21 protein-coding genes are annotated in these 25,134 nt (G+C 69.1%); 7 read left to right on the plus strand and 14 right to left on the minus strand.

The window, feature by feature from the left end; all coding sequences use genetic code 11:
• Positions 1-61 precede the first annotated feature (61 nt).
• The gene (locus NNI01S_RS27295; RefSeq protein WP_439956150.1) at positions 62-1,627 is read right to left on the minus strand and encodes an ABC transporter substrate-binding protein; all 1,566 of its coding nucleotides are present in this window, start codon (positions 1,625-1,627) and stop codon (positions 62-64) included.
• A 428-nt stretch (positions 1,628-2,055) separates the two neighbouring features.
• Positions 2,056-3,648, minus strand: a complete 1,593-nt coding sequence (purF, locus tag NNI01S_RS27300; RefSeq protein ID WP_063023308.1) for an amidophosphoribosyltransferase — start codon at positions 3,646-3,648, stop codon at positions 2,056-2,058.
• A 217-nt stretch (positions 3,649-3,865) separates the two neighbouring features.
• On the opposite strand from purF, the gene NNI01S_RS27305 reads away from it, so the two are divergent.
• The gene (locus NNI01S_RS27305) at positions 3,866-5,134 is read left to right on the plus strand and encodes a YhgE/Pip domain-containing protein (protein ID WP_063023310.1); all 1,269 of its coding nucleotides are present in this window, start codon (positions 3,866-3,868) and stop codon (positions 5,132-5,134) included.
• A gap of 25 nt (positions 5,135-5,159) precedes the next feature.
• Here NNI01S_RS27305 and NNI01S_RS27310 read toward each other — a convergent pair whose 3' ends face one another.
• The 3 genes from NNI01S_RS27310 to NNI01S_RS27320 are packed head-to-tail and all read right to left on the minus strand — an operon-like array spanning position 5,160 to position 8,030.
• Positions 5,160-5,549 carry a sterol carrier family protein gene (locus tag NNI01S_RS27310; RefSeq protein WP_063023312.1) on the minus strand — a complete coding sequence of 130 codons (390 nt, stop codon included), beginning with the start codon at positions 5,547-5,549 and terminating at the stop codon, positions 5,160-5,162.
• Positions 5,550-5,559: 10 nt separating this feature from the next.
• Complete coding sequence (locus tag NNI01S_RS27315) at positions 5,560-6,264, minus strand: CPBP family intramembrane glutamic endopeptidase (RefSeq protein ID WP_063917687.1); 705 nt, start codon at positions 6,262-6,264, stop codon at positions 5,560-5,562.
• Between the two features lie 32 nt (positions 6,265-6,296).
• The gene (locus tag NNI01S_RS27320) at positions 6,297-8,030 is read right to left on the minus strand and encodes an alpha/beta hydrolase (protein WP_063023314.1); all 1,734 of its coding nucleotides are present in this window, start codon (positions 8,028-8,030) and stop codon (positions 6,297-6,299) included.
• 192 nt (positions 8,031-8,222) lie between these two features.
• Here NNI01S_RS27320 and NNI01S_RS27325 point away from each other — a divergent pair, with 192 nt between their 5' ends.
• Positions 8,223-8,513 carry a YiaA/YiaB family inner membrane protein gene (locus NNI01S_RS27325; RefSeq protein ID WP_063023316.1) on the plus strand — a complete coding sequence of 97 codons (291 nt, stop codon included), beginning with the start codon at positions 8,223-8,225 and terminating at the stop codon, positions 8,511-8,513.
• Positions 8,514-8,575: 62 nt separating this feature from the next.
• Here the strand turns inward: NNI01S_RS27325 and purL are convergent, their stop codons facing one another.
• Entirely contained in the window at positions 8,576-10,870 is a 2,295-nt protein-coding gene (gene purL, locus NNI01S_RS27330; protein WP_063023318.1) for a phosphoribosylformylglycinamidine synthase subunit PurL, read from the minus strand.
• Positions 10,871-11,040: 170 nt separating this feature from the next.
• Here purL and NNI01S_RS27335 point away from each other — a divergent pair, with 170 nt between their 5' ends.
• Positions 11,041-12,354 carry a glycosyltransferase 87 family protein gene (locus NNI01S_RS27335; protein ID WP_084489348.1) on the plus strand — a complete coding sequence of 438 codons (1,314 nt, stop codon included), beginning with the start codon at positions 11,041-11,043 and terminating at the stop codon, positions 12,352-12,354.
• Here the strand turns inward: NNI01S_RS27335 and NNI01S_RS27340 are convergent.
• The gene (locus NNI01S_RS27340; protein WP_063023320.1) at positions 12,303-13,601 is read right to left on the minus strand and encodes a M18 family aminopeptidase; all 1,299 of its coding nucleotides are present in this window, start codon (positions 13,599-13,601) and stop codon (positions 12,303-12,305) included. The genes NNI01S_RS27335 and NNI01S_RS27340 overlap by 52 nt on opposite strands.
• Before the next feature lie 228 nt (positions 13,602-13,829).
• The gene (locus NNI01S_RS27345) at positions 13,830-14,261 is read right to left on the minus strand and encodes a MarR family winged helix-turn-helix transcriptional regulator (protein ID WP_063023322.1); all 432 of its coding nucleotides are present in this window, start codon (positions 14,259-14,261) and stop codon (positions 13,830-13,832) included.
• A 50-nt stretch (positions 14,262-14,311) separates the two neighbouring features.
• On the opposite strand from NNI01S_RS27345, the gene NNI01S_RS27350 reads away from it, so the two are divergent.
• Positions 14,312-15,388, plus strand: coding sequence for a substrate-binding domain-containing protein (locus NNI01S_RS27350; RefSeq protein WP_063023324.1), 1,077 nt, complete (start codon positions 14,312-14,314; stop codon positions 15,386-15,388).
• A gap of 148 nt (positions 15,389-15,536) precedes the next feature.
• Here the strand turns inward: NNI01S_RS27350 and purQ are convergent, their stop codons facing one another.
• Positions 15,537-16,214, minus strand: coding sequence for a phosphoribosylformylglycinamidine synthase subunit PurQ (gene purQ / locus NNI01S_RS27355; protein ID WP_063023326.1), 678 nt, complete (start codon positions 16,212-16,214; stop codon positions 15,537-15,539).
• Complete coding sequence (gene purS, locus NNI01S_RS27360) at positions 16,211-16,447, minus strand: phosphoribosylformylglycinamidine synthase subunit PurS (RefSeq protein ID WP_063023328.1); 237 nt, start codon at positions 16,445-16,447, stop codon at positions 16,211-16,213. The genes purQ and purS overlap by 4 nt, the downstream gene beginning before the upstream one ends.
• Before the next feature lie 131 nt (positions 16,448-16,578).
• On the opposite strand from purS, the gene NNI01S_RS27365 reads away from it, so the two are divergent.
• On the plus strand, positions 16,579-17,223 hold the full coding sequence (locus tag NNI01S_RS27365; protein WP_063023331.1) for an MBL fold metallo-hydrolase: 645 nt from the start codon (positions 16,579-16,581) through the stop codon (positions 17,221-17,223).
• Positions 17,224-17,225: 2 nt separating this feature from the next.
• Here the strand turns inward: NNI01S_RS27365 and NNI01S_RS27370 are convergent, their stop codons facing one another.
• Positions 17,226-18,581: a dipeptidase gene (locus tag NNI01S_RS27370; RefSeq protein ID WP_063023333.1), complete on the minus strand. Its 1,356-nt coding sequence runs from the start codon at positions 18,579-18,581 to the stop codon at positions 17,226-17,228.
• Positions 18,582-18,792: 211 nt separating this feature from the next.
• On the opposite strand from NNI01S_RS27370, the gene gad reads away from it, so the two are divergent.
• The gene (gene gad, locus NNI01S_RS27375; protein WP_063023335.1) at positions 18,793-20,184 is read left to right on the plus strand and encodes a glutamate decarboxylase; all 1,392 of its coding nucleotides are present in this window, start codon (positions 18,793-18,795) and stop codon (positions 20,182-20,184) included.
• A gap of 117 nt (positions 20,185-20,301) precedes the next feature.
• Here the strand turns inward: gad and NNI01S_RS27380 are convergent, their stop codons facing one another.
• The 3 genes from NNI01S_RS27380 to NNI01S_RS27390 all read right to left on the minus strand — a co-directional run bounded on the left by NNI01S_RS27380 (position 20,302) and on the right by NNI01S_RS27390 (position 23,694).
• Entirely contained in the window at positions 20,302-21,003 is a 702-nt protein-coding gene (locus NNI01S_RS27380; protein WP_063023337.1) for a DUF2334 domain-containing protein, read from the minus strand.
• A 140-nt stretch (positions 21,004-21,143) separates the two neighbouring features.
• Positions 21,144-23,312, minus strand: coding sequence for a S9 family peptidase (locus tag NNI01S_RS27385; RefSeq protein WP_063023376.1), 2,169 nt, complete (start codon positions 23,310-23,312; stop codon positions 21,144-21,146).
• 10 nt (positions 23,313-23,322) lie between these two features.
• Entirely contained in the window at positions 23,323-23,694 is a 372-nt protein-coding gene (locus tag NNI01S_RS27390; RefSeq protein WP_063023339.1) for a MerR family transcriptional regulator, read from the minus strand.
• 46 nt (positions 23,695-23,740) lie between these two features.
• On the opposite strand from NNI01S_RS27390, the gene NNI01S_RS27395 reads away from it, so the two are divergent.
• Complete coding sequence (locus tag NNI01S_RS27395) at positions 23,741-24,829, plus strand: alkene reductase (protein ID WP_063023341.1); 1,089 nt, start codon at positions 23,741-23,743, stop codon at positions 24,827-24,829.
• The last annotated feature ends 305 nt before the right edge of the window (positions 24,830-25,134 follow it).

Here is a 25,134-nt window from a genome sequence, read left to right on the forward strand (position 1 = left end):
AGCGGTGCCGGCGCGCTGTCCGCCGATATCGTCGTCCCGAGCCCGGCTGGGTCGCCGGAACTCACTTGCTCAGCACCGTGTAGCGGAACTTGAACGACGCGTCGAGCGTCTGTTCCACGCCTCGCACTCCGGCGGCCGAGACCGCGATCTGCTTGCCGGACAGCAGCGGAACGATCGGCAGGAAGTTCTGCGCGAGATCACGCTGCACCTGCTGGATCTGGGCGAGACGCTTGTCCTTGTCGGGCTGGGTCGCCTGGGCGATCAGCTGTGCGGAGATGCCCGGGTCCTCGAAATGCGACTGCAGGAAGTTGTTCGGGCCGAAGAACGGAGACAGGTAGTTGTCCGGGTCCGGGAAGTCGGGGAACCAGCCGAACTGGAAGAGCGGATACCCGTCACGGGCGCGTTCCCGCTGATAGGTCACCCACTCGGTGGATTGCAGGTCGACCCGGAACAAGCCGGTGGCCTCCAGCTGCGACTTTATCGCCGCGTACTCCTCGGAGCTGCTGGAACCGTAGTGGTCGGGGTTGTACTGGAGATTCAGCTGGACCGGCGTCGGCACTCCGGCCTCGGCCAGGAACTTCGCCGCCTGGTCCTTGTTGGGCTGGGCGCCGTAGATGTCCTTGAACGGCTCCGCCGCGCCCGGCACGCCCTGTGGCACGGACGAATAGGCGGGCAGATACGTCTTCTTGTAGACGCCGTCGGCCAGCGCGGCCCGGTCGACGGTGGAGGCGACGGCCTTGCGCACGGCCAGTTTCTGCGCGGGCGTGCCGCCCGGCATGGTGTTCAGGTTGAACACGATGTAGCGCAGTTCGCCGCCGGGGCCCTCGTGCACGGTGACCTTGCTGTCCCCGCGCAGCGACTCGATGTCGGTGGGCGTGAACGACCGATATCCGACGTCGAGCGAGCCGTTCTGCAGGTCGAGTTTCATGTTGTCGGTGGTGGCGTAGTACTTCGTCGACACGTTCTCGGTCTTCGGTGTCCCGAGGACGCCGTGATAATCGGCGAACGCCTTGTACTCGACCAGCTTGTTCTTGTCGTAACTGGCGATGGTGTACGGGCCGGAGTAGCCCTTGCCCTTCACCACGTCCTCGTCCGGCAGGACCTTGTCCGGCGCGTACACCTTCTCGTCGACGATCGGGCCCGCCTGAGTGGGCAGGATCGCGGGGAAGGTCTGGTCGTCGGCCACCTTCAACGTGAACGCGACGGTGCGCGCGTCCACCACGTCGGTCTTCTCCAGGTTGCCGAGCAGTGACGCCGGGCCGTTCGGGTCGTTGATCCGCAGCATCCGGTCGAAGGAGAACTTCACGCTGGTCGCGGTCAGCGGGTTGCCGTTGGCGAACTTCAGGCCGTCCTTCAACGTGCAGGTGTACACGGTGGGCGCGGTGAACTCGCATTTCTGCGCGGCATCCGGCTGAGGCGTCGCGTTGCCGGGCGCGAAGTTGAGCAGGTACTGGTAGATCTGTGTCTCGGCCACCAGCGACCCGTTGTCGTAGGCGGCCGCCGGATCGAGCGAGAAGATCTTGTCGGTGGTGCCGGCTACCAAGCCGCCGCCGTCCTCGCCGGTTCGTCCCGAGCCGCAACCCGCCAGCACCGACGCCGCCAACGCCACCAATCCGACGGCCGCGATGGCTCGCGTCCCGCTGCGTCGCCCCAACCTCGAATTCCTCATCACGGCCCCACTTCTCGAGCGCCGCACCGCGTTCCCTTGGATCGCAGGCCCGGTGCGGACACGGGTGAACTTCCGATCTGATCGGCACCGTACCTACGAAGCATTTTCGGCACGTTACGTTTTCGAAGAAAATTCGCGAGGCCGTCAGCAGGCATTATGCGCAGCGCCTACGACCGCCGGGAAATACCGGTCGTACGTCCAGAATTGCCGGGGAGCGAGGGGCGTGGTGTCTCGAGCACGCCAGATCACGCTGCGCGACAGTGCATAACGGTACCCATGAACGCTTCCGGCGAAACCATCACGCGCCGTGGTGACGGGTAATCCGGCGGGCGCCCGGAGCGGGCAACCCACCGGCGCAGGTGATCACAAGGCGAGCGGCGAACCGCTCACGGACGGCTGAGCGCGCTCGCGTTCGCGTTGTCGCTCAGCAGCGCGGCCTCGGACTGGCCGGTGAGCATGCCCTCGAGCACGTTCTTTCCGATGGCGGCCTCGGTGGGCAGCGGGATCGGGTAGTTGCCGTCGAAGCACGCGCAGCACAGCCGCGAACGCGGCTGTTCGGTCGCCGCGACCATGCCGTCGAGCGAGATGTAGCCGAGGGTGTCGGCGCCGATCGAGCGGCGCACGCCTTCGACCATGTCCGCGACGTCGCCTTCGGTTCCCGCGCCGTTGGCGATCAGCTCCGCACGCGAGGCGAAGTCGATGCCGTAGAAGCACGGCCACTTCACCGGCGGCGAAGCGATCCGCACGTGGATCTCCACCGCGCCCGCCTCGCGCAGCATCCGGATCAGTGCGCGCTGGGTGTTGCCGCGCACGATCGAGTCGTCCACGACGATGAGGCGCTTGCCCCGGATGACCTCGCGCAGCGGATTGAGCTTGAGCCGGATGCCCAGCTGCCGGATGGTCTGGCTGGGCTGGATGAACGTGCGCCCGACATAGGCGTTCTTCATCAGGCCCTGGCCGTAGGGCACGCCCGACCCCTGCGCATAGCCGACGGCGGCCGGGGTGCCGGATTCGGGGACGGGGATCACCAGGTCGGCGTCGACCGGGTGCTCCTTCGCCAGGCGCCGGCCGATCTCCACGCGGGTGGCGTGCACCGACCGGCCCGCGATGGCGCTGTCCGGCCTGGCCAGGTAGACGTACTCGAAGACACAGCCCTTGGGCTCGGGGTTGGCGAAGCGCATCGAGCGCACGCCGTCGGCGTCGATCGCCAGCAGTTCGCCGGGTTCGATCTCGCGGACGAACGCGGCGCCCACGATGTCCAGCGCGGCGGTCTCACTGGCAACGACCCAGCCACGCTCCAGCCTGCCCAGGCACAGCGGGCGCACGCCGTGCGGGTCGCGCGCGGCGTAGAGGGTGTGCTCGTCCATGAACGTCAGGCAGAACGCGCCCTTCAAGGTGGGCAGCAGTTCCATCGCGGCCTGCTCGATGCTGGAGTCGGCCGAGGCGTGCGCGAGCAGCGCGGTGACCACGTCGGAGTCGGAGGTCGCCGCCGCGGGTTGCGGGCGCCCGCCGCGGACGGAGGCGCCGAGCAGCCCGAGTTCGCGTGCGCGACCGGCCAATTCGGCAGTGTTCACCAGGTTGCCGTTGTGGCCAAGGGCAACTCCGGAACCGACCGCGGTGGTGCGGAAGATGGGCTGGGCGTTCTCCCAGGTCACCCCGCCCGTGGTGGAGTAGCGGCAGTGGCCGACCGCGATGTGACCCGGCATGGCCGCCAGCGTCTGCTCGTCGAACACCTGGCTGACCAGACCCAGGTCCTTGAAGACGAGGATCTGTGAGCCGTCCGATACCGCGATGCCCGCCGCCTCCTGCCCGCGGTGTTGCAGAGCATAGAGACCGTAGTAAGTGAGTTTCGCCACTTCTTCGCTCGGCGCCCAGACTCCGAAGACTCCACACTCCTCGCGCGGCTCGTTCTCGTCGACGTCCGGGGCGGGACAGGAGGTGGCGGAAATGCTCTGGACCGGCAGTTCGGCGTTGGTCACCGTTTGCTCCCTGTTCGGGCGGGCTGGGGGCAGATTTCATTCTACGGGTGGACAGCCCTGCCTTCGCACCGCCGCCGCATCCGGGCAGCAATCCGGGGTCGGCGAAAGCGGGACCGACGCGGACCGGACAGCTGTTACGGTGCGCACCGTGACGACTACGGACGACGCGAGCACGACGGAGTCGGGTGCGGCCGCCGGGCGCAGGCCATGGCCTCGGATGGTGCTCTTTCCCCTCGCCGTGCTGAGCCTGCTCACCGCCCTGCTGGGCATCATGTACCTCGATTACGTCGTCGATCCGGAGAAGAATCTGCACGACTTCCCGATCGCCCTGGTCAATCAGGATGTGGGTGACACACTCGGCAGCGGAGACAGCGCGCAGAAGGTGAATTTCGGCGACCAGATCACCCGCGCACTGGCCGACGGGGTGCCCTCGGACAAGGTCGACCTGCGCGTGATCAGCATCAACGAGTCCGAGCGGCAGATGCAGTCCGGGCAGGTCTACGGCGCGATCGTCATCCCGAGCGATTTCAGCAAGCGGCTCGGCAATCTGGGTGTGGGCAGTGTCATACCGGGCGACATCCCGCGGCCGATCATCACCGTGCAAACGAACCCGCGCACCGGCGCGTTCGGCACCCAGATCGTGCTTCGGGTCGGGAACGAAGCGCTCACCGAGGTGAACAAGCAGGTCGGCAAGCAGTTGCTCGACCAGGTCACCGCGCAGCTCGCGCCGCGGCCCGGCGGTCCGCCCGCGCCGGAGCTGACCGGCGCCACCAAGGTGGCGCTGGCCTCGCCGATCGAGGTGGTCACGCAGCAGTACCACCCGCTGCCGCACGGCAGCGGCCAAGGGCTGACGGCGTTCTTCTACGCCTTGTTGCTGCTGCTGGCCGGTGTGGTCGGCGCGATGGTGATCCACACCATGATCGACGCGCAGCTCGGCTTCGTGCCCACCGAGTACGGCCCGTGGTACGTGCACTACCCGCCGACGCCGATCTCGCGGTTCAAGACGCTGCTGATCAAGTGGGGCGTGTTCGTGCTGGCTGCGAACATCGTCGCCGTGGTGTTCCTGGTCGTCGGCGAGTTGCTGGACATGCCGATCGGCAATCCGCTCGCCCTGTACCTCTACAGCGCGCTCGCCATGACCGCCGTCGGCGTGACCGGGCTGTCCATGCTGGCGGCGATCGGCTCGGCGGGCCTGCTGGTGAATCTGATCCTGTTCGTCATCCTGGGTTTGCCGTCCTCCGGCGGCACGGTGCCGATCGAGGCGACGCCGCGATATTTCGGCTGGCTCGCCTCCTTCGAGCCCATGCACCAGGTGTTCCTCGGGGTGCGATCGATCCTGTACTTCGACGCGAATTTCGAGGCCGGACTCACCCGCGGTGTGTGGATGGCGGTCCTCGGCCTGACGATCGGGCTGGCCTTCGGCGCGGCGGTGACCCGCTTCTACGACCGCAAGGGGCTGGAACGCCGCAACATCGTCCGGGCGTGACCCCCGCCCGAGTACGCGCGCGGTATCAGGCGGCGACCCGGACGATCGGGAGCCAGTGGGCGATCTCGGCCGCGCGGGTGCCCGAGGCGCTGACCGCGCCGGAGTCGAGGGCGTCGTCGAACTCGAGCAGGCCGGTGGCCAAGAGCAGCCACGTGCGCGGGTCGGTCTCGACGACGTTCGGCGGGGTGCCTCTGGTGTGCCGCGGACCTTCGACGCACTGCACCGCGACGAACGGCGGCACCCGCAGTTCCACCGAGTGCCCGGGCGCGGAGACCGCCAGCGAGCGCGCCGTGGTCCGCACCGCTGCGCCGAGTTCCGCACGTGCGGGCGGATCGGCCGCCGGGTCGCGTAGCCACTCGCTCACCGCCGCCACCGCTGCCCGCGCCTGCGCGGGGTCGACCGTCCCTCGTGCCACCTTCCCGACCCTACTTCCCCGGTCCGCCGGCCCCGCGCGGTTGCCCGTATCTTCCGGCCGGGGTCACGAATTCATCCACAGTCGTCCCGAGGCCCCGCGCCATCCGGAATGCGCGCGAGGACGCCTCGCGGCTGCGGGCCAGCCGCGGAGCGATTGCCCCGCCCGCGTTCATGACGAGGTGTAGCAGCGCCGGGGCGACGGTGCCCCCGGTGCGGCGGCGCAGCAGCCCGAAGACGAGGCCGCCCGCCGTGGTCACGGCCACGGTGGCGGGAACACTGTCACCCACGGTCCGCGCGGGCGCGATGTGCCAGAGTCCGAAGACCGCCGCGCCGAACAACGCGCCTGCTCGCGGTCCGAAGACGTGGTCGAGCAACGGATCCAGCGTGCCGCGAAAAACGAGTTCCTCGCTGTAGACGGTCCCCAGCGGGATGTGCACCGCCGCCCACTCCGTGGTCGACACATCGGGCCCGCGGTCGGCGAGTTCGGCCAACCGCCACCGCAGCGACGGAACAGCAAGGGCCACTGCGTATCCGGCCGTGACCGCCGAGGCGGCGAGCAGCCCGCAGCGAACGCCACGCACCGACCAACGGCCCGGGTCGGCGCGCAACGCGAGCGCGTAGGTGGTGGCGAAACCGGCATTGACGGCGGTTCTTCCGCGTATGCCGAGACCGAGGCGGGGCAGGATCGCGTTGCTCCAGGCGAGCGGAACAGACACGGCGACAACAGATCTCCCGGCCGAGCCAGAACTCACTTGGTCTCCCGCTCGTAGTCTTCGGCGGCCTCGACCACGGCCCGGATCCGTTCCGAGCGTTCGGCGGTCCAGTCCGGCGGCGCGGCGATCGCCGCCCAGCCGTCCAGCACCAGGCTGCCGTAGCGGTGGCCGTGCCCGTCGGTGACGCCTTGCGCGTTAGTGAGATCCGCGGCCACCTGCCAGAACGTGACGAACGGCCACCAGCGCATCTGGGAGGAGACGTCCGAGCCGCGCGGCTCCGACAGCCAATCCGGTCGCGAGAAGATCAGGTCCGGCGACCACCAGACGATCGGGTCGGACGCGTGCTGCAGATACGCGATGCGCGGGGGCCGCCACTCCGACGAAGGCCGCGCCAGATCGGCGCTGTCGGTGGCGAACCGGACCACCAGCCCGTCCGCGTACAGCGGCTCGACCTCCCGGGAGCCCGGATCGCGGCGGGCGACGAACTGCTGCCACAGCCGGTTGGAGTTGGGCGGGCCGACCCACAGCGCGCCGTCGACCTTGGCTCGCAGGTCGGCCAGGCCGTCGAACGCCGCCTCGGATCCCTGCGAACCCAGGCTCTCCCCGTACACCAGCAGTTTGGGCCGTACCTCCGGCGGCCGCGCGGTCCAGTGCTCGTACACCGCGTCGAACACGTCCCGGCCCGCCGCGGCGGCCTTATTGCGGTCGGCCAGGAACGACAGCACGCTCGGCAGGTACGAGTACTGCGTGGCGACGATCGCCGTGTCGCCGTCGTACATGTACTCGATCGCCCCCGCGGCCAGGGAGTTCACCCATCCAGTGCCGGTGGTGGTGACCACCACGAGCGCCTTGCGGTCGAACGCTCCGGTGCGCTCCAGCTCCGCCACCGCCAACTCGGCCGGTACCTGATCGCCTTCGACCGATTCCAGGCCGACGTAGGCGCGGATAGGTTCCTTGGCCGGACGGCCGGTCACCGACGCGATGCGGCTCGCCGTGGGGCCGTGCGAGACGAACCAGCGCCCCTCGAACCCCAAGGTCTCCCATTTCGCCAGCGAGGCCGGACTGCCGGAGCGCTCGGGCTGCTGCGGCTGGACGGCGTTCACCGAGGTGTGGTCGTTGCGCACGCTGAAGGCCGAGTTCGCCACCGCGAAGAACGCCTGGGTGGCGACACCGTTGAAGATGGTCACCGCCAGCACCACCAGCACCAGGAACCCGGCCGCGGGCGCGAGTTCCCGCGGCACTCGTACCCACCGATTGAGCACGCGTGCGAGGAACAGGATGATCTCGCGCAGCGTGCGGTAGACCGCGACCGCCGCCGCACCGACCGCCAGGCTGAGCAGACCGGTGCGCAGATAGGCGGGGGTGGTCGTGCCTTCCATGCCCATCAACGCCGTGATCTCGCGCTGCCACCGCGCCGACTGCACCAGCATCAGCGCGGCACTCAGCGCGGCGGTGAGCAGCACGGCGGACTTGACCGCGTAACGCGCCCACGTGGGCGGCGGCGAAATCTTCAATCGCGGCCGCACCCACAACCGGAACAGCCATTCCAGCAAACAGCCCGCGCCGTAGCCGATGGCGGCATTGATCCCGCTGATCAACCCTTGGAACAGCCAGTCGCGCGGCAGCAGCGACGGCGTCACCGACAAGGCGAAGAACACCGTCGCCACCACCAAGCCGACGTAATTCAGATCGATGACGTCCTCGGCGCGCCGGGTCATCGCGACCGCGCGCGTGCGCAGCTTTCGCATGGTCCCGGCGGTCTCCAGCATTCGATCAGTATGGCGGTCGCCACCGACGGCCCGGCGCGTCGCCCGCCGCGACGCGATCGCACCGGACACCGATCACACCGTCCGCGGCCGAGAGTCCCGTAGACGAACGCTTTTTCGCGAATGGCAACTACCCACGACGCTCGAGTAGTTGTACGCGGGTGCCGAGGCCGCGCCGTCCGGAAACTTTTGTCCATGAGCACAACGACCGCACGGCAGAAGGCCACCGCCGCTTACGTCGCCCAGGCCGCGATCGCGTTCGGCATCAGCTTCGTCGGAATCGGCATCGGGATCTGCGCGCTGCCGTTGGACGTGTGGCAGCGCGGATTCCTCGGGATGTCCATGCTCTTCCTGGTCACCAGCACCTTTACGCTCGCGAAGGTGATCCGCGACCAGCACGAGGCGGCGACCATACACGGTCGCATCGATCAGGCGCGGATGGAGAAGCTGCTCGCCGAGCACGATCCGTTCAATTCCGTCGCCTGAACACGCGCACCTGGGCGGGCCCGGCAACGAGGGGTCCAGGCCCGCCCAGGTGGGCGTTGTCGTCAGACGACGCCCGCGCCGAACAGCTTGGGCAGCGTGCCTTCGTGCGCGGCGCGCAACTCGTCCATGGTGATCGAGAACTGGCCCTGCACCTCGACCGAATCCGAACCCTGGTCGACCACGCCGATGCGCACCCACGGCAGTTCGCGCGCGGTGCACATGCGGGTGAACCTGGTCTCCTCCGAGCGGGGAACGGCGACCAGCACGCGGCCCGCCGACTCGGAGAACAGCGTGACGAACGGGTCCGCGCCCTCGGGCAGCAGGATGCGGCAGCCGGTCTCCCCGGCGAGCGCGGCTTCGACGACGGCCTGGGCGAGACCGCCCTCCGAGAGGTCGTGCGCGGCGCTGATCATGCCGTCGCGCGAACCGGCGGTGAGCACCTCGGCGAGCAACTGCTCGCGGGCGAAATCGACCTTCGGCGGGACGCCGCCGAGATGGTCGTGCGCCACCTGGGACCAGATGGACCCGCCGAACTCGTCGCGTGTCTCACCGAGCAGGATCAACGTCTCGCCCGGTTCCAGGCCCACGCCGGTCGGAATGCGGCGGTGCACGTCATCGATCACGCCCAGCACGCCGACCACCGGGGTCGGCAGGATCGCGGTCTGGCCGGTCTGGTTGTAGAAGCTGACATTGCCGCCGGTGACCGGGATACCGAGCGCCACGCACCCGTCCGCCAGCCCGCGCACCGCCTGCTGGAACTGCCACATCACCCCGGGATCTTCCGGCGAGCCGAAGTTCAGGCAGTTGGTGACCGCCTTCGGCGTCGCGCCGGTGGTGGCCACGTTGCGATAGGCCTCGGCCAGCGCCAGCTGCGCACCGGCGTAGGGGTCCAGCTTCGTGTAGCGGCCGGACGCGTCGGTGGACAGCGCGATGCCGCGGCCGGTCTGCTCGTCGATCCGGATGACACCCGCGTCGGCCTGGTCGGCGAGCACGGTGTTGCCGCGCACGTAGCGGTCGTACTGCTCGGTGATCCACTTGCGGCTGCACAGCTGCGGGCTGGAGATCATCCGCAGCAGCGTGGCGCGCAGTTCGTCGGCGTTGCGCGGCCGGGTCAGCCGGTCCGGGGTGTCGGCGACCAGCGCGTCCTGCTCCTCGGGGCGGGCGACCGGACGCTCGTAGACCGGGCCCTCGTGCGCGACGGTGCGCGGCGGCACGTCGACCACGGTCTCGCCGTGCCAGGTCACCACCAGCCGGTCACCGTCGGTGACCTCGCCGATCACCGTGGCCAGCACGTCCCACTTGCGGCACACGGCCATGAACGCGTCCACGTTCTCGGGCGTGACGACCGCGCACATGCGCTCCTGCGATTCGCTGGAGAGCACCTCGGCCGGGGTCATACCGGCCGCGCGCAGCGGCACCTTGTCCAGTTCGATGTGCATGCCGCCGTCCCCGGCCGCCGCGAGCTCGGAAGTGGCGCAGGACAATCCGGCGCCGCCGAGGTCCTGGATGCCGACCACCAGCTTCGCCGCGTACAGCTCGAGACAGCACTCGATGAGCACCTTCTCGGTGAAGGGGTCGCCGACCTGCACAGAGGGCAGCTTCTTGCGGCCGGAGCCGGACTCGTCACCGGAGAAGGTGTCCGAGGCCAGCACCGAGACGCCGCCGATGCCGTCGAGGCCGGTGCGCGCGCCGAACAGCACGATCTTGTTGCCGGTGCCGGACGCGAAGGCCAGGTGCAGGTCCTCGACCCGCATCACGCCCGCGCACAGCGCGTTCACCAGCGGGTTGCCTTGGTAGGAGGCATCGAACACGGTCTCGCCGCCGACATTCGGCAGGCCGAGCGAGTTGCCGTACCCGCCGACGCCGCGCACGACGCCGTCCACCACCCGGCGGGTGTCGGCCGCGTCGGCCGCGCCGAAGCGCAGCTGGTCCATCACCGCGATCGGGCGCGCGCCCATCGCCATGATGTCGCGCACGATGCCGCCGACGCCGGTGGCCGCGCCCTGGTACGGCTCGACATAGGAGGGATGGTTGTGGCTTTCCACCTTGAAGGTGACCGCCCAGCCGTCGCCCACGTCGACGACGCCCGCGTTCTCCCCGATGCCCGCGAGCATGGACGCACGCATCTCGTCGGTGGTGGTCTGGCCGAAGTAGCGCAGGTGCACCTTGGAGGACTTGTAGGAGCAGTGTTCGCTCCACATCACGGAGTACATCGCCAGCTCGGCGTCCGTCGGCCTGCGACCGAGGATCTCCTTGATGCGGGCGTACTCGTCGTCTTTGAGGCCGAGTTCTTTGTAGGGTTGCGCCACGTCGGGGTTTGCTGCGGCTGCGCTGACGGTGTCGACCTGCGGAGTCACGGAGTACCAGGGTCCTTTCGGCCGGGCATGGGGGTCGGCAAGCCGGCGGAGCCGGCGGGGTGGGCGAGCTCAGCGAAGCGACTAGCTTTGTCACTGGGCGGCGGCGAGATGCCTAGGTGTAAGTCTAGAGGCAGTGGGTACGGGCCATACCCACCGGCTACTCTGAGCCCGTGAACGAAGGATCGGGGATCGCGAATCCGGGTGAGAGATCGGTCACCTCGGACGCCGCGCCGGTCAGCAGCGGGGGATCGGGAACCGCACCCGGTGACGCGTCGCCGAACCCGCGCTCGCCGCAAGTGCGCTGGCTGATTGCTGCTATCGCGCTGTTCGCGGTGTCGGCGCTGGTCTCGCTGGTGGCGCACTGGTGGCACGGCTACATCGACCTCCAGGTCTACCGCAACGGCGCCCGGGTCTGGTTGGACGGCGGCGACCTGTACGGCCCGATGCCGCCGGTCGAAGGGATCGGGCTGCCGTTCACCTACCCGCCGTTGGCCGCGTTGTTCTTCGCGCCGCTGGCACTGATGCCGCTGGTGGCCGCCGAGGTGCTGGTGGTGGTCACCTCCGTGGTGAGCCTGGGCATCTCGCTGTGGCTGGTGCTGGCGCGCCTGCGTCCCGAGTTGTCCCGGCCGGCCGTGCTGACCCTGGTCATCGGCGCGGTGGCGGTGGCGAGTTACTTCGAACCGATCCGCCAGACCTTCGGCTTCGGCCAGATCAACCTGGTGCTGATGGCCGCGATCGCACTGGACTGCTTGGTGCGCAAGCCGTTCTGGCCGCGCGGCATGCTGATCGGCATCGCGGTGTCGGTGAAGTTGATCCCGGCCGGTTACCTGCTGTACTTCGTGCTGCGCAAGGACTGGAAGGCCGCGGGTACGCTGGTCGTCTCCGCGATAGCGGCGGTCGGTCTCGGATTCCTCTTGTTCCCCGGCGATTCCATGGACTACTGGTTCCACACCCTCGCCGACACCGGCCGGATCGGGCCGCCGTACTTCGCGGGCAATCAGTCCATCAAAGGTACGGCGTTCCGCTTGGGCATCGACGACACGGCGGCCACCCTGGTGTGGATCACCCTGTCGGTGCTGGCCGTCGGGCTCGCAGCGGTATGGATGCGCAGGTTGATCGAGGCCGGCGCGACCGTGGCGGCGCTGCTGGTGAACGCCGCGGCGGTGCTGCTGGTCTCGCCGGTGTCCTGGTCGCATCACTGGGTGTGGATCGCGCCCGCGCTGGTGGTCACGGCCGATCTCATGGTGCGCAGCAAGCGCGGACCGCGGATGATCGGCCTGGTCGCGGCGGCATCCGTGCTGTTCCTGATCGGCCCGCACTGGTTGCTGCCGCATTCGCGCGACCGCGAGCTGCACTGGGCCTGGTGGCAGCAGATCATCGGAAGCACCTACGTCCTGGTTACTTTCGCCGTGTTCGTCGTCGCGGTGTTCACCTACCGCCCGGTGGTCTCGGGCGTGAGGAAGGCGGCCAGCGCCGCGGCGTAGGCCGGGACGTCGAACGCGCCCATCAGCTCACGCGCCGAATGCATCGCCAGCTGCGGCGCGCCCACGTCGACGGTCGGCATGCCGGTGCGCGCCGCGGTCATCGGACCGATCGTGGAGCCGCAGGGCAGGTCGGCCCGATGCACGTAGCGCTGCAACGGGACCGCGGCCTGGGCGCAGGCCAGCGCGAACGCGCCCGCGCCGGTGGCGTCGGTGGCGTAACGCAGGTTCTGGTTGACCTTCAGCACCGGCCCGCCGTTCACCTCGATCCGGTGCGCGGGTTCGTGCCGCTCCGGATAGTTGGGGTGGGTCGCGTGCGCCATGTCACCCGACGCGCACACCGAGCCCGCCAGCGCGGCAAGGTAATCGGCGCGGCCGCCGCCACGCGCGAGCACGATGCGTTCCAGCACGGCGGGCAGCAGATCCGACTGCGCGCCCCGGTCGGACTGACTGCCGACCTCCTCGTGGTCGAACATGGCCAGCACCGGGATCGCCGCGCCCGGCTCGTCGATCGCGGCGAGGAAAGCCCGCAGGCCCGCGAAGCAGGTGCCCTGGTTGTCCAGGCGCGGCGCGCTGACCAGGTCCTGGTCCCGTCCGATCAGCCTGCTCGGCGTCAGGTCGTGGGTCATCAGCTCCCAGCCGAGCACGTCGCCGGGATCGACCTCGACCCGATCGGCCACGAAATCGATGAACGCGGCCGCCTCGTACCCCGCGCCCCACACCGCGTTGACATGCCGCTGCGGGTCCAGCGTGACGCCCCTGCGGTCCTCGGACAGATGGATGGCCAGCTGCGGCACCCGCAGGATCGGCTCATCGATGCGAACCAGGTGCTCGCGCACCGCGTTTCCGTCGCGCACGCTGAGCCGTCCCGACACGCCGAGCTCACGATCCAGCCACGAGTTCAGCCACGCGCCGCCGTACGGCTCCAGCCCGACCAGTTGCCAGCCCGCCGAGGTCAGGTCGGGATGCTGCTTGACGCGCAGATTCGGACTGTCGGTGTGCGCGCCGACCACGCGGAACGGGGTCGCGCCCGCGCTGTCCCCGGCCGCCCAGGCGACCAGCGATCCTCCGCGAACCACGTAGTGCCTGCCCGAGCCGTCCGCAGGCCAGGTCTGCGACTCGGCGAGCCGGGTGAACCCCCGCTCCTCCAATTCCGCGGCGACCGTGCGGCAGACGTGGAACGGCGACGGAGACGCATCGATGAACGCGCACAACCCGGCGGCCGTGGCGGCGGTGGTGGAGACGGGCATGCCTGCGATCCTAGGCACGCCGTCCGCGACCGGCGTGCCCCGGTCGATCGCCAGGCGTGGCGAATACCGGTGGAAACGGCAGCGCCGACGCCGCAATCCCGGCACTTCGGATCAGTACTCGGCACCCTCTGTTTCGTCCCGGAACATAAGGGCCGGAATGGACTGGTGACAGATCACGAATCGGACGTTCGCGGCATTCATCGGATGAATTTCCGGTACTTCGGCGTATTACTCCGAGGCGATGGAAACCAGGTCGAGCAATCGCATGAGTTCGGTATATCGGCGCGCCCCGATTCGCCCGCGCAACTCCTGCTCCGCACGCGCCTCCTGCGCGCGTACCTCGGCGACCAAGTCGGCGCCGAGCCTGCTGAGGCCGATCAGGATGCGGCGGCGATCGTCCTGCGCGGCGAGCCGGAAGATCAGGCCCCGCTCGGCCAGATAATCGGCGTGCCTGGTGGCCGAGGAGGGCGCCAGCTGCGATTTGGCCGCCAGCTCGGTCATCGTGATCCCCGCGTCGCCGCACAGATTCGACAGCATCGACCACTGATCCGGGGAGAGCTGCCTGGCGCACAGCGCCGCGTCCAAGTGGCGCACCCAACCGCGCTCCGCGGCACGCAGCGCGCCATGCAGCGTCGAATTTCCGCTTACAATGGACGTCATTATTTCCCCGCCTGCCGTGAATTTCGCTCGAACGAGAAGAAGAGTACCCAATGTCCACGTGGAGCGAGAGCCCCGACGGCACGATAGAGGTCCTCAACATAGTTCCGCGGCAGGGACCGGGCGGTATCGTCGCACCGTCCTGCGATGCGGCGATATCGCTCGCGGTCGATGAAATCAACCGTTCGGCGGGAATTCTGGGGCGGGAAATTCGTACCACGAATATCGACGGCGGACGGGCGCCGTCGGAAGTCGCCGCCGAGGTCGCCGCGCTGCTGTCCACCGGCATGGTGCACGCCCTCACCGGGTGGCACACCTCCGCGGTCCGGCGGGCGGTGGCACGGGCGAACGCGGGCCGGGTGCCGTATCTGTACGCCACCAGCCACGAGGGCCTGACCGACGAGCCGCCCGGCGTGCTGATGCTCGGCGAGCACCCGGCCGGGCAGACCGTGCCCGCCGTGCACTGGCTCGAACGCGAATACGGTGTGCGGCGCTGGGCCGTCATCGGCAACGACTACATCTGGCCGCGCCAGTCCGCCAAGGCGATTCGCGCGAGCCTGTCCGATCCGGCCGCGATCGTGCTGGAACAGTACGTCCCGCTGGGGTGCGCGGATTTCTCCGGCTTCCTCACCCATCCGGCACTCGACCTGGTCGACGGGGTGGTCATCCTGATGGTCGGCGCCGATGTCGCCCGCTTCAACCGGCAGTACGCGGCCACCGGCCGCGCCGCGAGCCAGCTGCGGGTCAGTCCGGCCGCCGACGAGAACGTCCTGCTGGCGGCGGGACCGAAAGCCAATCACGGCTTCTTCGTGGCGTCCAGCTTCTTCCTCGACACCCGCACACGCGACGCACGCGACCGGATCACCCGCTACCACCGACGCCACGGCGCGTTCGCTCCCGCACTCACCAGCTTCAGCAACGCCACCTATGAAGCCATCCACACTCTCGCCTCGCTCGCGCGGACGGTCGGATCGCTCGCAGTGCCGGAGATCCTGCACGCGCTCGACCACGACCTGTTTCTCGAGACCCCCAGCGGCGTCAGAGCCTTCCGAGGTAACCAGGCACTCCAGCGCGGTTACATCGCCCGCGTACATGGAGTCGACTTCGAGATCATCGACCGCATCAGCTGATGGGCAGACGCGGACAACCACGATCCGGGAAGCGTTGTGCCACGGGCTCGCACCGACCGATTGCGCGGCGGCGCAGGAGCAAACGGCAGTCGCGCAAACGAGAGCCACAAAGGGACCGCGAACACGCCGCGCCGAAGGCGCGGCCAGACTAAACAGCTACGAGCGTGTCCAGTACCGAGAGGAACAGGCCGAGCCCGTCGTCGCTGGGGCCGGTGAGCGGCTCGGTGGCGTGTTCAGGGTGCGGCATCAGGCCGACGACGCGACCGTTGGCCGACGCGATGCCTGCGATGCCGCGCTGCGAGCCGTTCGGGTTGTCGCTCGCGTACCGGAAGACCACCCGGCCCTCGCCTTCCAGCTGGTCCAGCACGGACTCCGACGCCTGGTAGCGCCCCTCGCCGGACTTGAGCGGGACCAGGATCTGCGCGCCCTGCTCGAACCGGGAGGTCCACGCCGTCGACGCCGACTCCACGGTGAGCCATTCGTCACGGCAGATGAAGTGCAGGCCCTCGTTGCGGGTCAGTGCGCCGGGCAGCAACCCGGCCTCGCACAGCACCTGGAAGCCGTTGCAGATGCCGAGCACCGGCAGCCCGGCGCCCGCCGCGCGCACGACCTCGCCCATGACGGGCGCGAATCGGGCGATGGCGCCGGCCCGCAGGTAGTCGCCGTAGGAGAAGCCGCCGGGCACGATCACCGCGTCGACGCTCTTCAAGTCGGCGTCGGCATGCCACAGGCTGACCGCCTCGGCGCCGGCCAGACGCACCGCCCTGGCCGCGTCGACGTCGTCGAGCGTGCCGGGAAACGTGATGACCCCGATGCGGGCGGTCATGAGAGGCGAACCACCTTCCATTCCTCGATCACCGTGTTGCACAACAGCGATTCGGCGATCTGCTCGAGCGCGGCGTCATCGACACTGTCGTCGACGTCGAGTTCGAATCGCTTGCCCTGCCGCACGTCCGAGACGCCCTCGAATCCCAGGCGCGGGAGTGCACCGACGATGGCCTGCCCCTGCGGATCCAGGATCTCGGCCTTCGGCATCACCTCGACCACGACTCGTGCCACGCGTTGCTCCTCATGTGGTTGGGGGGTTACCTCAGCAGCGTAGTTGTGCTGGTCGGGTGCGTCATCCGCGGGGTCGGCCGAGACGGCGGCGATGTCGCGGAGAACACAGCGGGCGTGGCTAGCATGGCGGCATGCGCATAGCCCACTTCGGTCACTCCTGCCTCCTCGTCGAGCTGCACGGCAAGAAGATCCTGTTCGATCCGGGCACGTTCTCGCACGGTTTCGAGGGCCTCACCGGCCTGGACGCGATCGCGGTCACCCATCAGCATCCCGACCACATCGACCCGAACCGGATCGAAGCGCTGGTCGAGGCGAACCCGGGCGCGCGGTTGCTCTCCGATCCGCAGACCGCCGAGCAGCGCGGCGAGCCGTGGGAGGCGGTGCACGCGGGCAATGTGCTGACCCTCGGTGATCTCCGCATCACCGGCGGCGGGGGCAGGCACGCCGTCATCCACCCCGAGATCCCCGTGATCGACAACACCGTCTTCCAGCTGGGCACCGCCGAGGACCCGGCGCAGCTCGTCCACCCCGGCGACTCGCTGTGGGTGCCGCCGGTCCCGGTCGGCGTGCTGGCCGCTCCGGCCGCCGCGCCGTGGATGCGCGTGAGCGAAGCCGTCGATTACGTGCGGGCGGTCGATCCGCGCGTCGCGCTGCCCATCCACTACGGCATCATTCGGGAAGAGGCGCAGGGCATCTACTTCGGCAGGCTGTCGGAGATGGCGCCGGCCGGAACCGAATTCCGGGTGCTGGAACCGGAGAACGACATCGACCTGTAGCGCTACCCGGCGTAGGTCGCGAGGAAGATCGCCTCGGCCAGCGCCATGTGTTCGATCTCCTTCGGATCCACGCTCTCGTTGGGCGCGTGGATCAGGGATTTCGGCTCCTCGACCCCCATCAGCATGATCTCCGCTTCCGGATAGGTGGTGGCGAAGACGTTGCACAGCGGGATCGAGCCGCCCTGCCCCTGAGTGGTCGCCGGACGACCGTAGGACGCCGCGAGCGCCGCCTCCATCGCGGCGCGCGCGGGTCCGCCGGTCGGGGACCGGAACGGCGCTCCGGTGCCTTCCAGCTCGACGGTCAGCCTGGCGCGCCACGGCGTGTGGGCCTCGAGGTGTGCGACGAGCGCCCGGTACGCGTCATCCGGGTCGGTGCCCGGCGGGATGCGCAGGTTCAGCCGGGCGCGCACGGTCGCCGGTATCGCGGCGGCGGAGCCGACCACCGGCGGCGCGTCGATGCCGAGCACTGTCAGCGCCGGTCGTGCCCAGAGCAGGTCGGCGACGGTGCCGTCACCGACGAGCTCGACGCCGCCGAGGACGCGCGCGTCGGCATGGAACTGCTCGCTCGGATACTGGACACCCGGCCAGATCTGATCGTTCGGCAACCCGTCGACAGTGGTGTTGCCCCGTTCGTCGCGCAGCGAGGCCAGCAGCTGGATCAGCGCGGCCAGCGCGTCGGGCGCCGGTCCGCCGAACATGCCGGAATGCAGCGGGCTGGCCAGAGTTTCGACGGTGACCACCACGTTCACGCCGCCACGCAGGGTCTGGGTCAAGGTCGGCACACCGGCGGCGAAGTTGCCACAGTCGCCGACCACGATCGCGTCCGCGCGCAGCAGCTCCGGCTCGGCCTCGACGAACCGCTCCAGCCCGCCGGTGCTCTGCTCCTCGGATCCTTCCGCCACCATGATGACGCCCAGCGGCAGTTCCGCGCCGAGCGCGCGCAGAGCCGTCAGATGCATGACGATGTTGCCCTTGCAGTCGGCGCTCCCGCGGCCGTACCAGCGCCCGTCCCGCTCGGTCAGCTCCCACGGCGGGGTACGCCACGCCGCCTCGTCCAGCGGTGGCTGAACGTCGTAGTGACAGTAGAGCAACACCGTAGGCGCGCCATCGGGCGCCGGTCGGGACGCGACGACCGCCTTGGTGCCGTCGGGCGTTTCGTGCAAACCCACCGTAGTCAGTCCGGCAGCCGCGAACGCGTCGGCCACCCACTGTGCCGCCCGGTCGCACTCCTCGATCGGATACTGCCGTGGATCGGCCACCGATCGAAACGAAACAAGCTGTGCCAAATCGGTTTTCGCCTGCCCCATCAAACCGGCCACGGCAGCGCGCAATTCCGCCACCCGCACGTCCTCCACCATTCCCCCACCCTATCCCCCGCTGCCGGGGCGAAGTTCGCACCGTGGGCCAGGTGTCCGCGACCGGCCCGCGGGCCGCGCGGGGCGCACCGTACGCGCGAAGTGCGACCGGTGACGGAAAGGGTGTGCCAAGCTGAGAATCGAGGGTGTTGGCAAACTGTTGGCATTCTCGGCAGGCAGGCCCGCACACCAGTCGAATCGGGAGGCCGTTCTCATGTCCGACGCAGCCGATGACCTGTTCGCCCTGCCGGGGCTCAGCCGGTCCGCACCACGGGCCGGATTTCCGCCGCACGAGATGTTCCCGCAGGTCGCCTACGAGATCGTGCACGACGAACTGATGCTCGACGGCGTCTCCAGGATGAATCTGGCCACATTCTGCACCACCTGGGTGGACGACCAGGCACGCAGGCTGATGTCCGAATGCCTGGACAAGAACATCGTGGACAAGGACGAATACCCGCAAACCGCCGAGTTGGAGCGAAGGGCCGTCCGGATGGTCGCCGACCTGTGGAACGCGCCGGATCCGTCCGGTACCCACGGCACCTCGACCATCGGATCGAGCGAGGCGGCCATGCTCGGCGGCCTGGCCGCGAAGTTCCGCTGGCGCAAGCGTGGCGGCAGCGGGACGCCCAACTTCGTCTGCGGACCGGTGCAGGTCTGCTGGGAGAAATTCGCGCGCTACTTCGACGTCGAGATCCGGCAGATCCCGCTGCGCGGCGACCGGCTGACCATGCACCCCGACGATCTCGCCGCGTACTGCGATGCGAACACCATGATGGTCGTGCCAACCTTCGGCCAGACCTACACCGGACTGTTCGAAGACGTCGCCGGGATCAGCGCGGCGCTCGACACGGTGCAGCGCGAAAAGGGCTGGGACATCCCGATCCACGTCGACGCGGCCAGCGGGGGCTTCCTCGCCCCGTTCGCCGCGCCGGAGCTGGTGTGGGATTTCCGGCTGCCCAGGGTGAAGTCGATCAACGCCTCCGGACACAAGACCGGACTGGCCCCGCTGGGCGCGGGCTGGGCGATCTGGCGCGAGGCCGCCGACCTGCCGCAGGAATTGATCTTCGACGTGGACTACCTCGGCGGCAGCATGGCCACGTTCAACCTGAACTTCTCCCGGCCCGGCGGCCAGGCCATCACCCAGTACTACCAGTTCATTCGCCTGGGCCGCACCGGTTACGCCCGGGTGCAGTCGGCGATCTACCGGGCCGCGCAGCACCTGGCCGCGGGAGTACGCGGGCTGGAGGTCTTCGACTTGATCCACGACGGCGACCCGCAGCGCGGCATCACCGCCGTCTGCTGGCGTCTGAGCGGCGATCCCGGCTTCAATCTCTACGACCTGTCCGATCGGCTGCGCTCGCGCGGTTGGCTGATCGCGGCGTATCCGCTGCCTGCCGACCGGAACGAGGAGACGGTGATGCGCGCGGTGCTGCGCCACGGCTTCACCGTCGACATGGCCGACCTGCTGATCGCCGACCTCCGCCGCTGCATGGAACAGCTACGGCAGCGGCCGTTCTCGACCTCGCTCACGCGCGCGGAGGCGGGCGGCTTCACGCACGACGCGACGCCCGCCGTCGCGGCGACGAAGGTCGCTCCGTCCTGAACGTGACAGCGCCGCCACCCGGCTACGCCATTCGCGGGCGGCGGCGCCGATCGGTCGCGCGAAGCTCCCGACCGGCCGCGAGCGACGGGGCCGACCCGCCGCCGCCCGCGGCGTCCGTCATGCGGCGCGAACGGCCGGGAACGGCTCCCACCGGTAGGTCGCGGCCACCGCACCGTGGAACAGCGCGAGGTCGACGGCGTCCAACATGGCTTGGCGCGGGCCCGAGCGCCCCAGCTGGGCGGCGGACACGGCCAGACGCAGCACACCGCCGCGACGAGCGGTGCGCCCGGCGCCCATGATCAGGGCGCGGCACCACCATGGCTCCGCGCGGAACCCCTCGCCGATGCCGTACACCCTGGACTTCTGCGCCGCGTTGCGCTCCAGGTCGACGATCGAGGTAAGGCCGAGCGCCAGCCGGAAACCGACCTCGGGCAGCGCATCCAACGCCCCCGTCGAGGCATCCCAGCGCGGGGCCGCGAACAGCCGGGTGCGCAGGTCGGCCTGCTCCAGCACCCGATCCGCGGCGGTCAGTCGCAACCGCGCCTCGTGCCGGGGCAGCGTGGCGAACTCGGCGCGCCGCCGCTTGGTGGCCGCCTGGTCGTAACCGTGCAGCACGATCGCGTCACCGCGAGCCCGCCTGCCGCGCAGCCAGGCCTGCGTCGCCGGATCTTCGAGCAACCGGTATTTGCCCTTCAGCCGCGGCGCGACCAGTAGCGAGAGCGGCACGCCGCGCCGGTCCATCTCTTGGGCGAAGGCGATCGCCGCGTCTCTGGTGGTGTCCCTGATCCCGGAGATCGATACGACCAGCTCAGCGTTCATGACCCTACGGTGCCAGCCGCACGTGTCCGTGATGTGCAAACTGTATGACCAGGTGGCGAACTCTCCGCCACGGCTGCGCCGCGCGGTCACCCCGCGGCCGGCGCGCCGCCGCCATCAGCGGACACGCGCGCCGGGCCGGTCTACGCGTCGGCGAGACCGACCGTATCCAGCACCCAGGCGTGCTCGAAGGCCACTTCCCGCCACTTCTCGTACCGCCCGCTGACCCCGCCGTGGCCCGCGCTCATCTCCGTCTTCAGCAACAGCGGGGCGTCGCCGGTCGCGGTGGCGCGCAGCTTGGCGATCCACTTGGCGGGCTCGACGTAGAGCACCCGGGTGTCGTTCAGGCTGGTGATGGCCAGAATCGCCGGATAGTCCTTGGCTTCGACGTTCTCGTAGGGCGAGTAGGACTTCATGTACTCGTAGACGTCCTTGTCCGCCAGCGGGTTGCCCCACTCGTCCCACTCGATCACGGTCAGCGGGAGCGACGGATCGAGGATCGAGGTGAGCGGATCGACGAACGGCACGTTCGCCAGGATGCCCGCGAACAGTTCGGGGGCCAGATTCGCCACTGTGCCGACCAGCAGTCCGCCCGCGCTGCCACCGTCGGCGACCATCCGGTCCGGGGCGGTGACCCCGGTGTCGACCAGATGCCGCGCGGCGGCCACGAAGTCGGTGAAGGTGTTCTTCTTGGTGAGCGTCTTGCCGTGCTCGTACCAGAGCCTGCCCATCTCGCCGCCGCCGCGCACGTGTGCCACCGCGAAGACCATGCCGCGATCCAGCAGCGACAGGCGGGCGACCGAGAAGGACGGGTCGATGCTCGCCTCGTAGGAGCCGTAGCCGTAGAGCAGCAGCGGCTTCGGCCCATCGGCTGTGGTCTTCTTCCGCACGAGCGAGATCGGGATCCGGGTGCCGTCCTCCGCGACCGCCCAATCCCGGTGCTGCTCGTACTCGTTCGCATCGTAGCCGCCGAGCACCGGCTGCTCCTTGCGCAACAGCAGCTCACCGGTGGCCGGTACGTAGTCGAACACCTGCATCGGAGTGATGAACGAGGTCAGCCCGATGCGCAGGGTCGGCTGGGCCCATTCCGGGTTGGAGCCCACGCCGACGGCGAACAGTTCCAGGTCGAAGTCGAGTTCGCGCCGTTCGCCGTAGCCTGCGTCGGTCAGCGGCCACACCGCGATCCGGGTGAGCGCCTCGCGCCGGTAGCTGAGCACCAGGTGGTCGCGGAACGCGTCGATGTCCTCGAGCCGAACGTCCTCGCGATGGCCGATCAGCTGCGTGAGGTTCGACGGGTCGTCGACCGGCGCCTCGGCCAGCACGAAGTTCTCCGCCTTCACGCCGTCCACCACGTCGTTGTGCAGGATCAGAAAGCGATCCTCCCCGCCGATCACCGCGTGCTCGGCGGAGTACTCGACGCCCTCGCGGCGCGGCAGCAGCACCCGGAACTCGCCCTCGGGATCGTCGGACTCGAGCACCCAGCCCTCGCTGGTGATCTTGGAGCCGACCCAGATCATCAGGTATCTCTCCGAGCGGCTGGCGCCGATGCTCACCCAGTAGCGCTCATCGGGCTCGTGGAACACCTTGACGTCGGGATCGGTGCTGCCCAGCCGGTGCCGCCACACCGTGTCGGGCCGCCACGACTCGTCGACGGTCTGATAGAAGACGTGGCTGCCGTCCAGCGACCAGGTCGCGCCCGGTGCGGTGCCCGCGATCTCGTCCCCGAGCGGTTCGCCGGTGCGCAGATCCTTGAAGCGCAGCACGTACCGTTCGTCGCCGACGTTGTCCACCGAGTAGGCGAGCAAAGTGCCGTCGTGGCTGATCGAGAACGCGCCGAGGGCGAAGAAATCGTGCCCTTCGGCCAGTTCGTTGCTGTCGAGCAGCACCTCTTCGCCCGGGACCTCGGTCTCGGCGCTCAACTGCGGCGGGGTCCACGCGTCGAGGCCCTCGGCGCCCTCGGCGATCGGGCAGCGGCAGTGCACGCCGTACTGCTTGCCCTCGAAGCTGCGCGAGTAGTACCAGTAGTCGCCCAGCCGGGTGGGCACCGACAGATCGGTCTCCTGGGTGCGCGCCTTGATCTCGTCGAAGATCGTCTCGCGCAGCGTGCTCAGGTGCTCGGTCTGCGCCTCGGTGTAGGCGTTCTCCGCCTCCAGATAGGCGATGACGTCGGGATTCTCCTTGTCCCGCAGCCACTCGTACTCATCGACGAAGACGTCGCCGTGGTGCACCCGCTCGGTGGGCACCGTCTCGGCGACCGGCGGCGTCACCGCGCCGCTACCCGTTTCGGAGATCGTTCCGCTGTCGAGAGCCATGGCGTCCACCCTACTGTTCGGCCGCCTCGCCGCCCGCCGCACGGATGATGCCGTCGAGCACGTCGCTGGTCCGGCGCAGGTCCCGCATCGCCTGATCGATCCTGGCGCGTTCCTCGGTGAGCTTGTCCACCAGGAACGGCGTCGCCCTGGCATTGGGCGTGCCGTCGACGTCATGGATGCACGGCAGCAGTTCACCGATCGTGTCGCTGTGCAGGCCGGCGGCGAACATCTCCTGAATGCGCCGGACCCGGTCGACCGCCGCGTCCGAATACTCGCGTTGCCCGCCGGAGGTCCGCTCCGAGCTCAACAGGTCCTTGCTCTCGTAGTACCGCAGCGACCGGACGCTGACGCCGGTCCGCTCGGCGAGTTCACCGATCCGCACAATCGCTCCTTGACCTGACATTGATGTCAGGTTTTACGGTACAGCCATGCTGCTGTTGACCGAATACCGCAACCACCCGCTCGACCTGCCCAACCGGATCGTCATGTCACCGATGACCCGGTTGCGCTCGCTACCCGACGGGTCGCCGACCGATGACGTCGCCGACTACTACGCCCAGCGCGCGACGGCCGGGCTCATCGTCACCGAGGGCATCTGGCCGCATTCGACCGGCCAGAGCGAGGCGTGGGTGCCGGGATTGCAGACACCCGCGCATGTCGCGGCGTGGCGGCGGGTCACCGAGGCCGTGCACGCACGCGGCGGACGGATCTTCGCGCAGCTCATGCACGGCGGGCGCAAAGGCCACCCGCTCGCCCGGATCGACGGTTCCTGGCCCGCCGGACCGTCGGCGGTGGTGGACGACGATCGGGTACACCTGATCGACGGCGGCAAAGCCGATCCGATCACGCCCGCCGTGCTCGACCGCGCAGGTATCGAGGCCATCGTGGAGCACTACGCCGCTGCCGCGCGCAATGCCATGGCCGCGGGCTTCGACGGTGTCGAGATCCACGCCGCCAACAGCTATCTGCCACACCAGTTCCTCGCCGACAACACCAATCTGCGCGACGACGAGTACGGCGGTTCGATCGTCAACCGCATGCGGCTGCCCTTGACGGTGGTGGACGCGGTGACCGAGGCGGTCGGCCCCGAACGCACCGCGATCCGGCTCTCGCCGGGGAACCCTCAGTTCAACATGTCCGAGGCCGACCCGGCTCCGCTCTACCGCGCCCTCGTCACCGAACTCGACCGGCGCGACCTCACCTACCTGCACCTCACCGACAACGACCACTATCACGCGCTGCACGACCTGCGCCCACGCTGGAGCGGCACGCTGATCGCGAACATCGGCGAGAACCGCGAACCGACCACGGCGGCGGGCGCCGAACAGGTACTGCACGCCGGCCTCGCGGACTTGGTCTCCTTCGGCCGCCCGTTCATCGCCAATCCCGATCTGGTGCACCGCATCCGCTACGACCTGCCGCTGGCCCCCATTCGCGAAGAATTCCTGTACGGCCGCACCGCCGAGGGCTACAGCGACTACCCGAGCTGGACGGCAGCCGAATTGGTGCGCGACTGACTCGTCGCCACAGGGAACGCGGGCACAGCCGATTCATCGCGTCCCGCGAATACCCGAGAGGCCGAACCCGCTCGGGGCCGCCGAGCGATCGCTGAGATTCCCTTCTGCCGCCCGGGTTCGAGCGGTCGGCACGCGGTTGCCCGGCTTCCAGCGGTTCGCGAGTTTCGCCACGCTCGGCTGGGGGATCGCAGCCGAGCGCTCGCGGAGGCACCTGGTGAACTCGCCGACCGATGACGCCTTGCGCCATGGTCGGCCACTATGTCCCGAAGTGCACAAGGGCATTCATTCGATGATCGGCGACGAGC

The organism is Nocardia niwae NBRC 108934 = DSM 45340 (assembly GCF_001613465.1).
GTDB classification, from domain to species: Bacteria; Actinomycetota; Actinomycetes; order Mycobacteriales; family Mycobacteriaceae; genus Nocardia; species Nocardia niwae.

What these genes read in the sequence shown, in the direction of transcription:
- NNI01S_RS27305 (WP_063023310.1), top strand. Translation starts at nt 3,866, where the DNA reads ATGGTGCTCTTTCCCCTCGCCGTGCTGAGCCTGCTCACCGCCCTGCTG.
- NNI01S_RS27320 (WP_063023314.1), bottom strand. Translation starts at nt 8,030, where the DNA reads ATGCTGGAGACCGCCGGGACCATGCGAAAGCTGCGCACGCGCGCGGTC.
- NNI01S_RS27325 (WP_063023316.1), top strand. Translation starts at nt 8,223, where the DNA reads ATGAGCACAACGACCGCACGGCAGAAGGCCACCGCCGCTTACGTCGCC.
- NNI01S_RS27340 (WP_063023320.1), bottom strand. Translation starts at nt 13,601, where the DNA reads ATGCCCGTCTCCACCACCGCCGCCACGGCCGCCGGGTTGTGCGCGTTC.
- NNI01S_RS27345 (WP_063023322.1), bottom strand. Translation starts at nt 14,261, where the DNA reads ATGACGTCCATTGTAAGCGGAAATTCGACGCTGCATGGCGCGCTGCGT.
- NNI01S_RS27350 (WP_063023324.1), top strand. Translation starts at nt 14,312, where the DNA reads ATGTCCACGTGGAGCGAGAGCCCCGACGGCACGATAGAGGTCCTCAAC.
- purQ (WP_063023326.1), bottom strand. Translation starts at nt 16,214, where the DNA reads ATGACCGCCCGCATCGGGGTCATCACGTTTCCCGGCACGCTCGACGAC.
- NNI01S_RS27365 (WP_063023331.1), top strand. Translation starts at nt 16,579, where the DNA reads ATGCGCATAGCCCACTTCGGTCACTCCTGCCTCCTCGTCGAGCTGCAC.
- NNI01S_RS27370 (WP_063023333.1), bottom strand. Translation starts at nt 18,581, where the DNA reads ATGGTGGAGGACGTGCGGGTGGCGGAATTGCGCGCTGCCGTGGCCGGT.
- gad (WP_063023335.1), top strand. Translation starts at nt 18,793, where the DNA reads ATGTCCGACGCAGCCGATGACCTGTTCGCCCTGCCGGGGCTCAGCCGG.
- NNI01S_RS27380 (WP_063023337.1), bottom strand. Translation starts at nt 21,003, where the DNA reads ATGAACGCTGAGCTGGTCGTATCGATCTCCGGGATCAGGGACACCACC.
- NNI01S_RS27385 (WP_063023376.1), bottom strand. Translation starts at nt 23,312, where the DNA reads ATGGCTCTCGACAGCGGAACGATCTCCGAAACGGGTAGCGGCGCGGTG.
- NNI01S_RS27395 (WP_063023341.1), top strand. Translation starts at nt 23,741, where the DNA reads ATGCTGCTGTTGACCGAATACCGCAACCACCCGCTCGACCTGCCCAAC.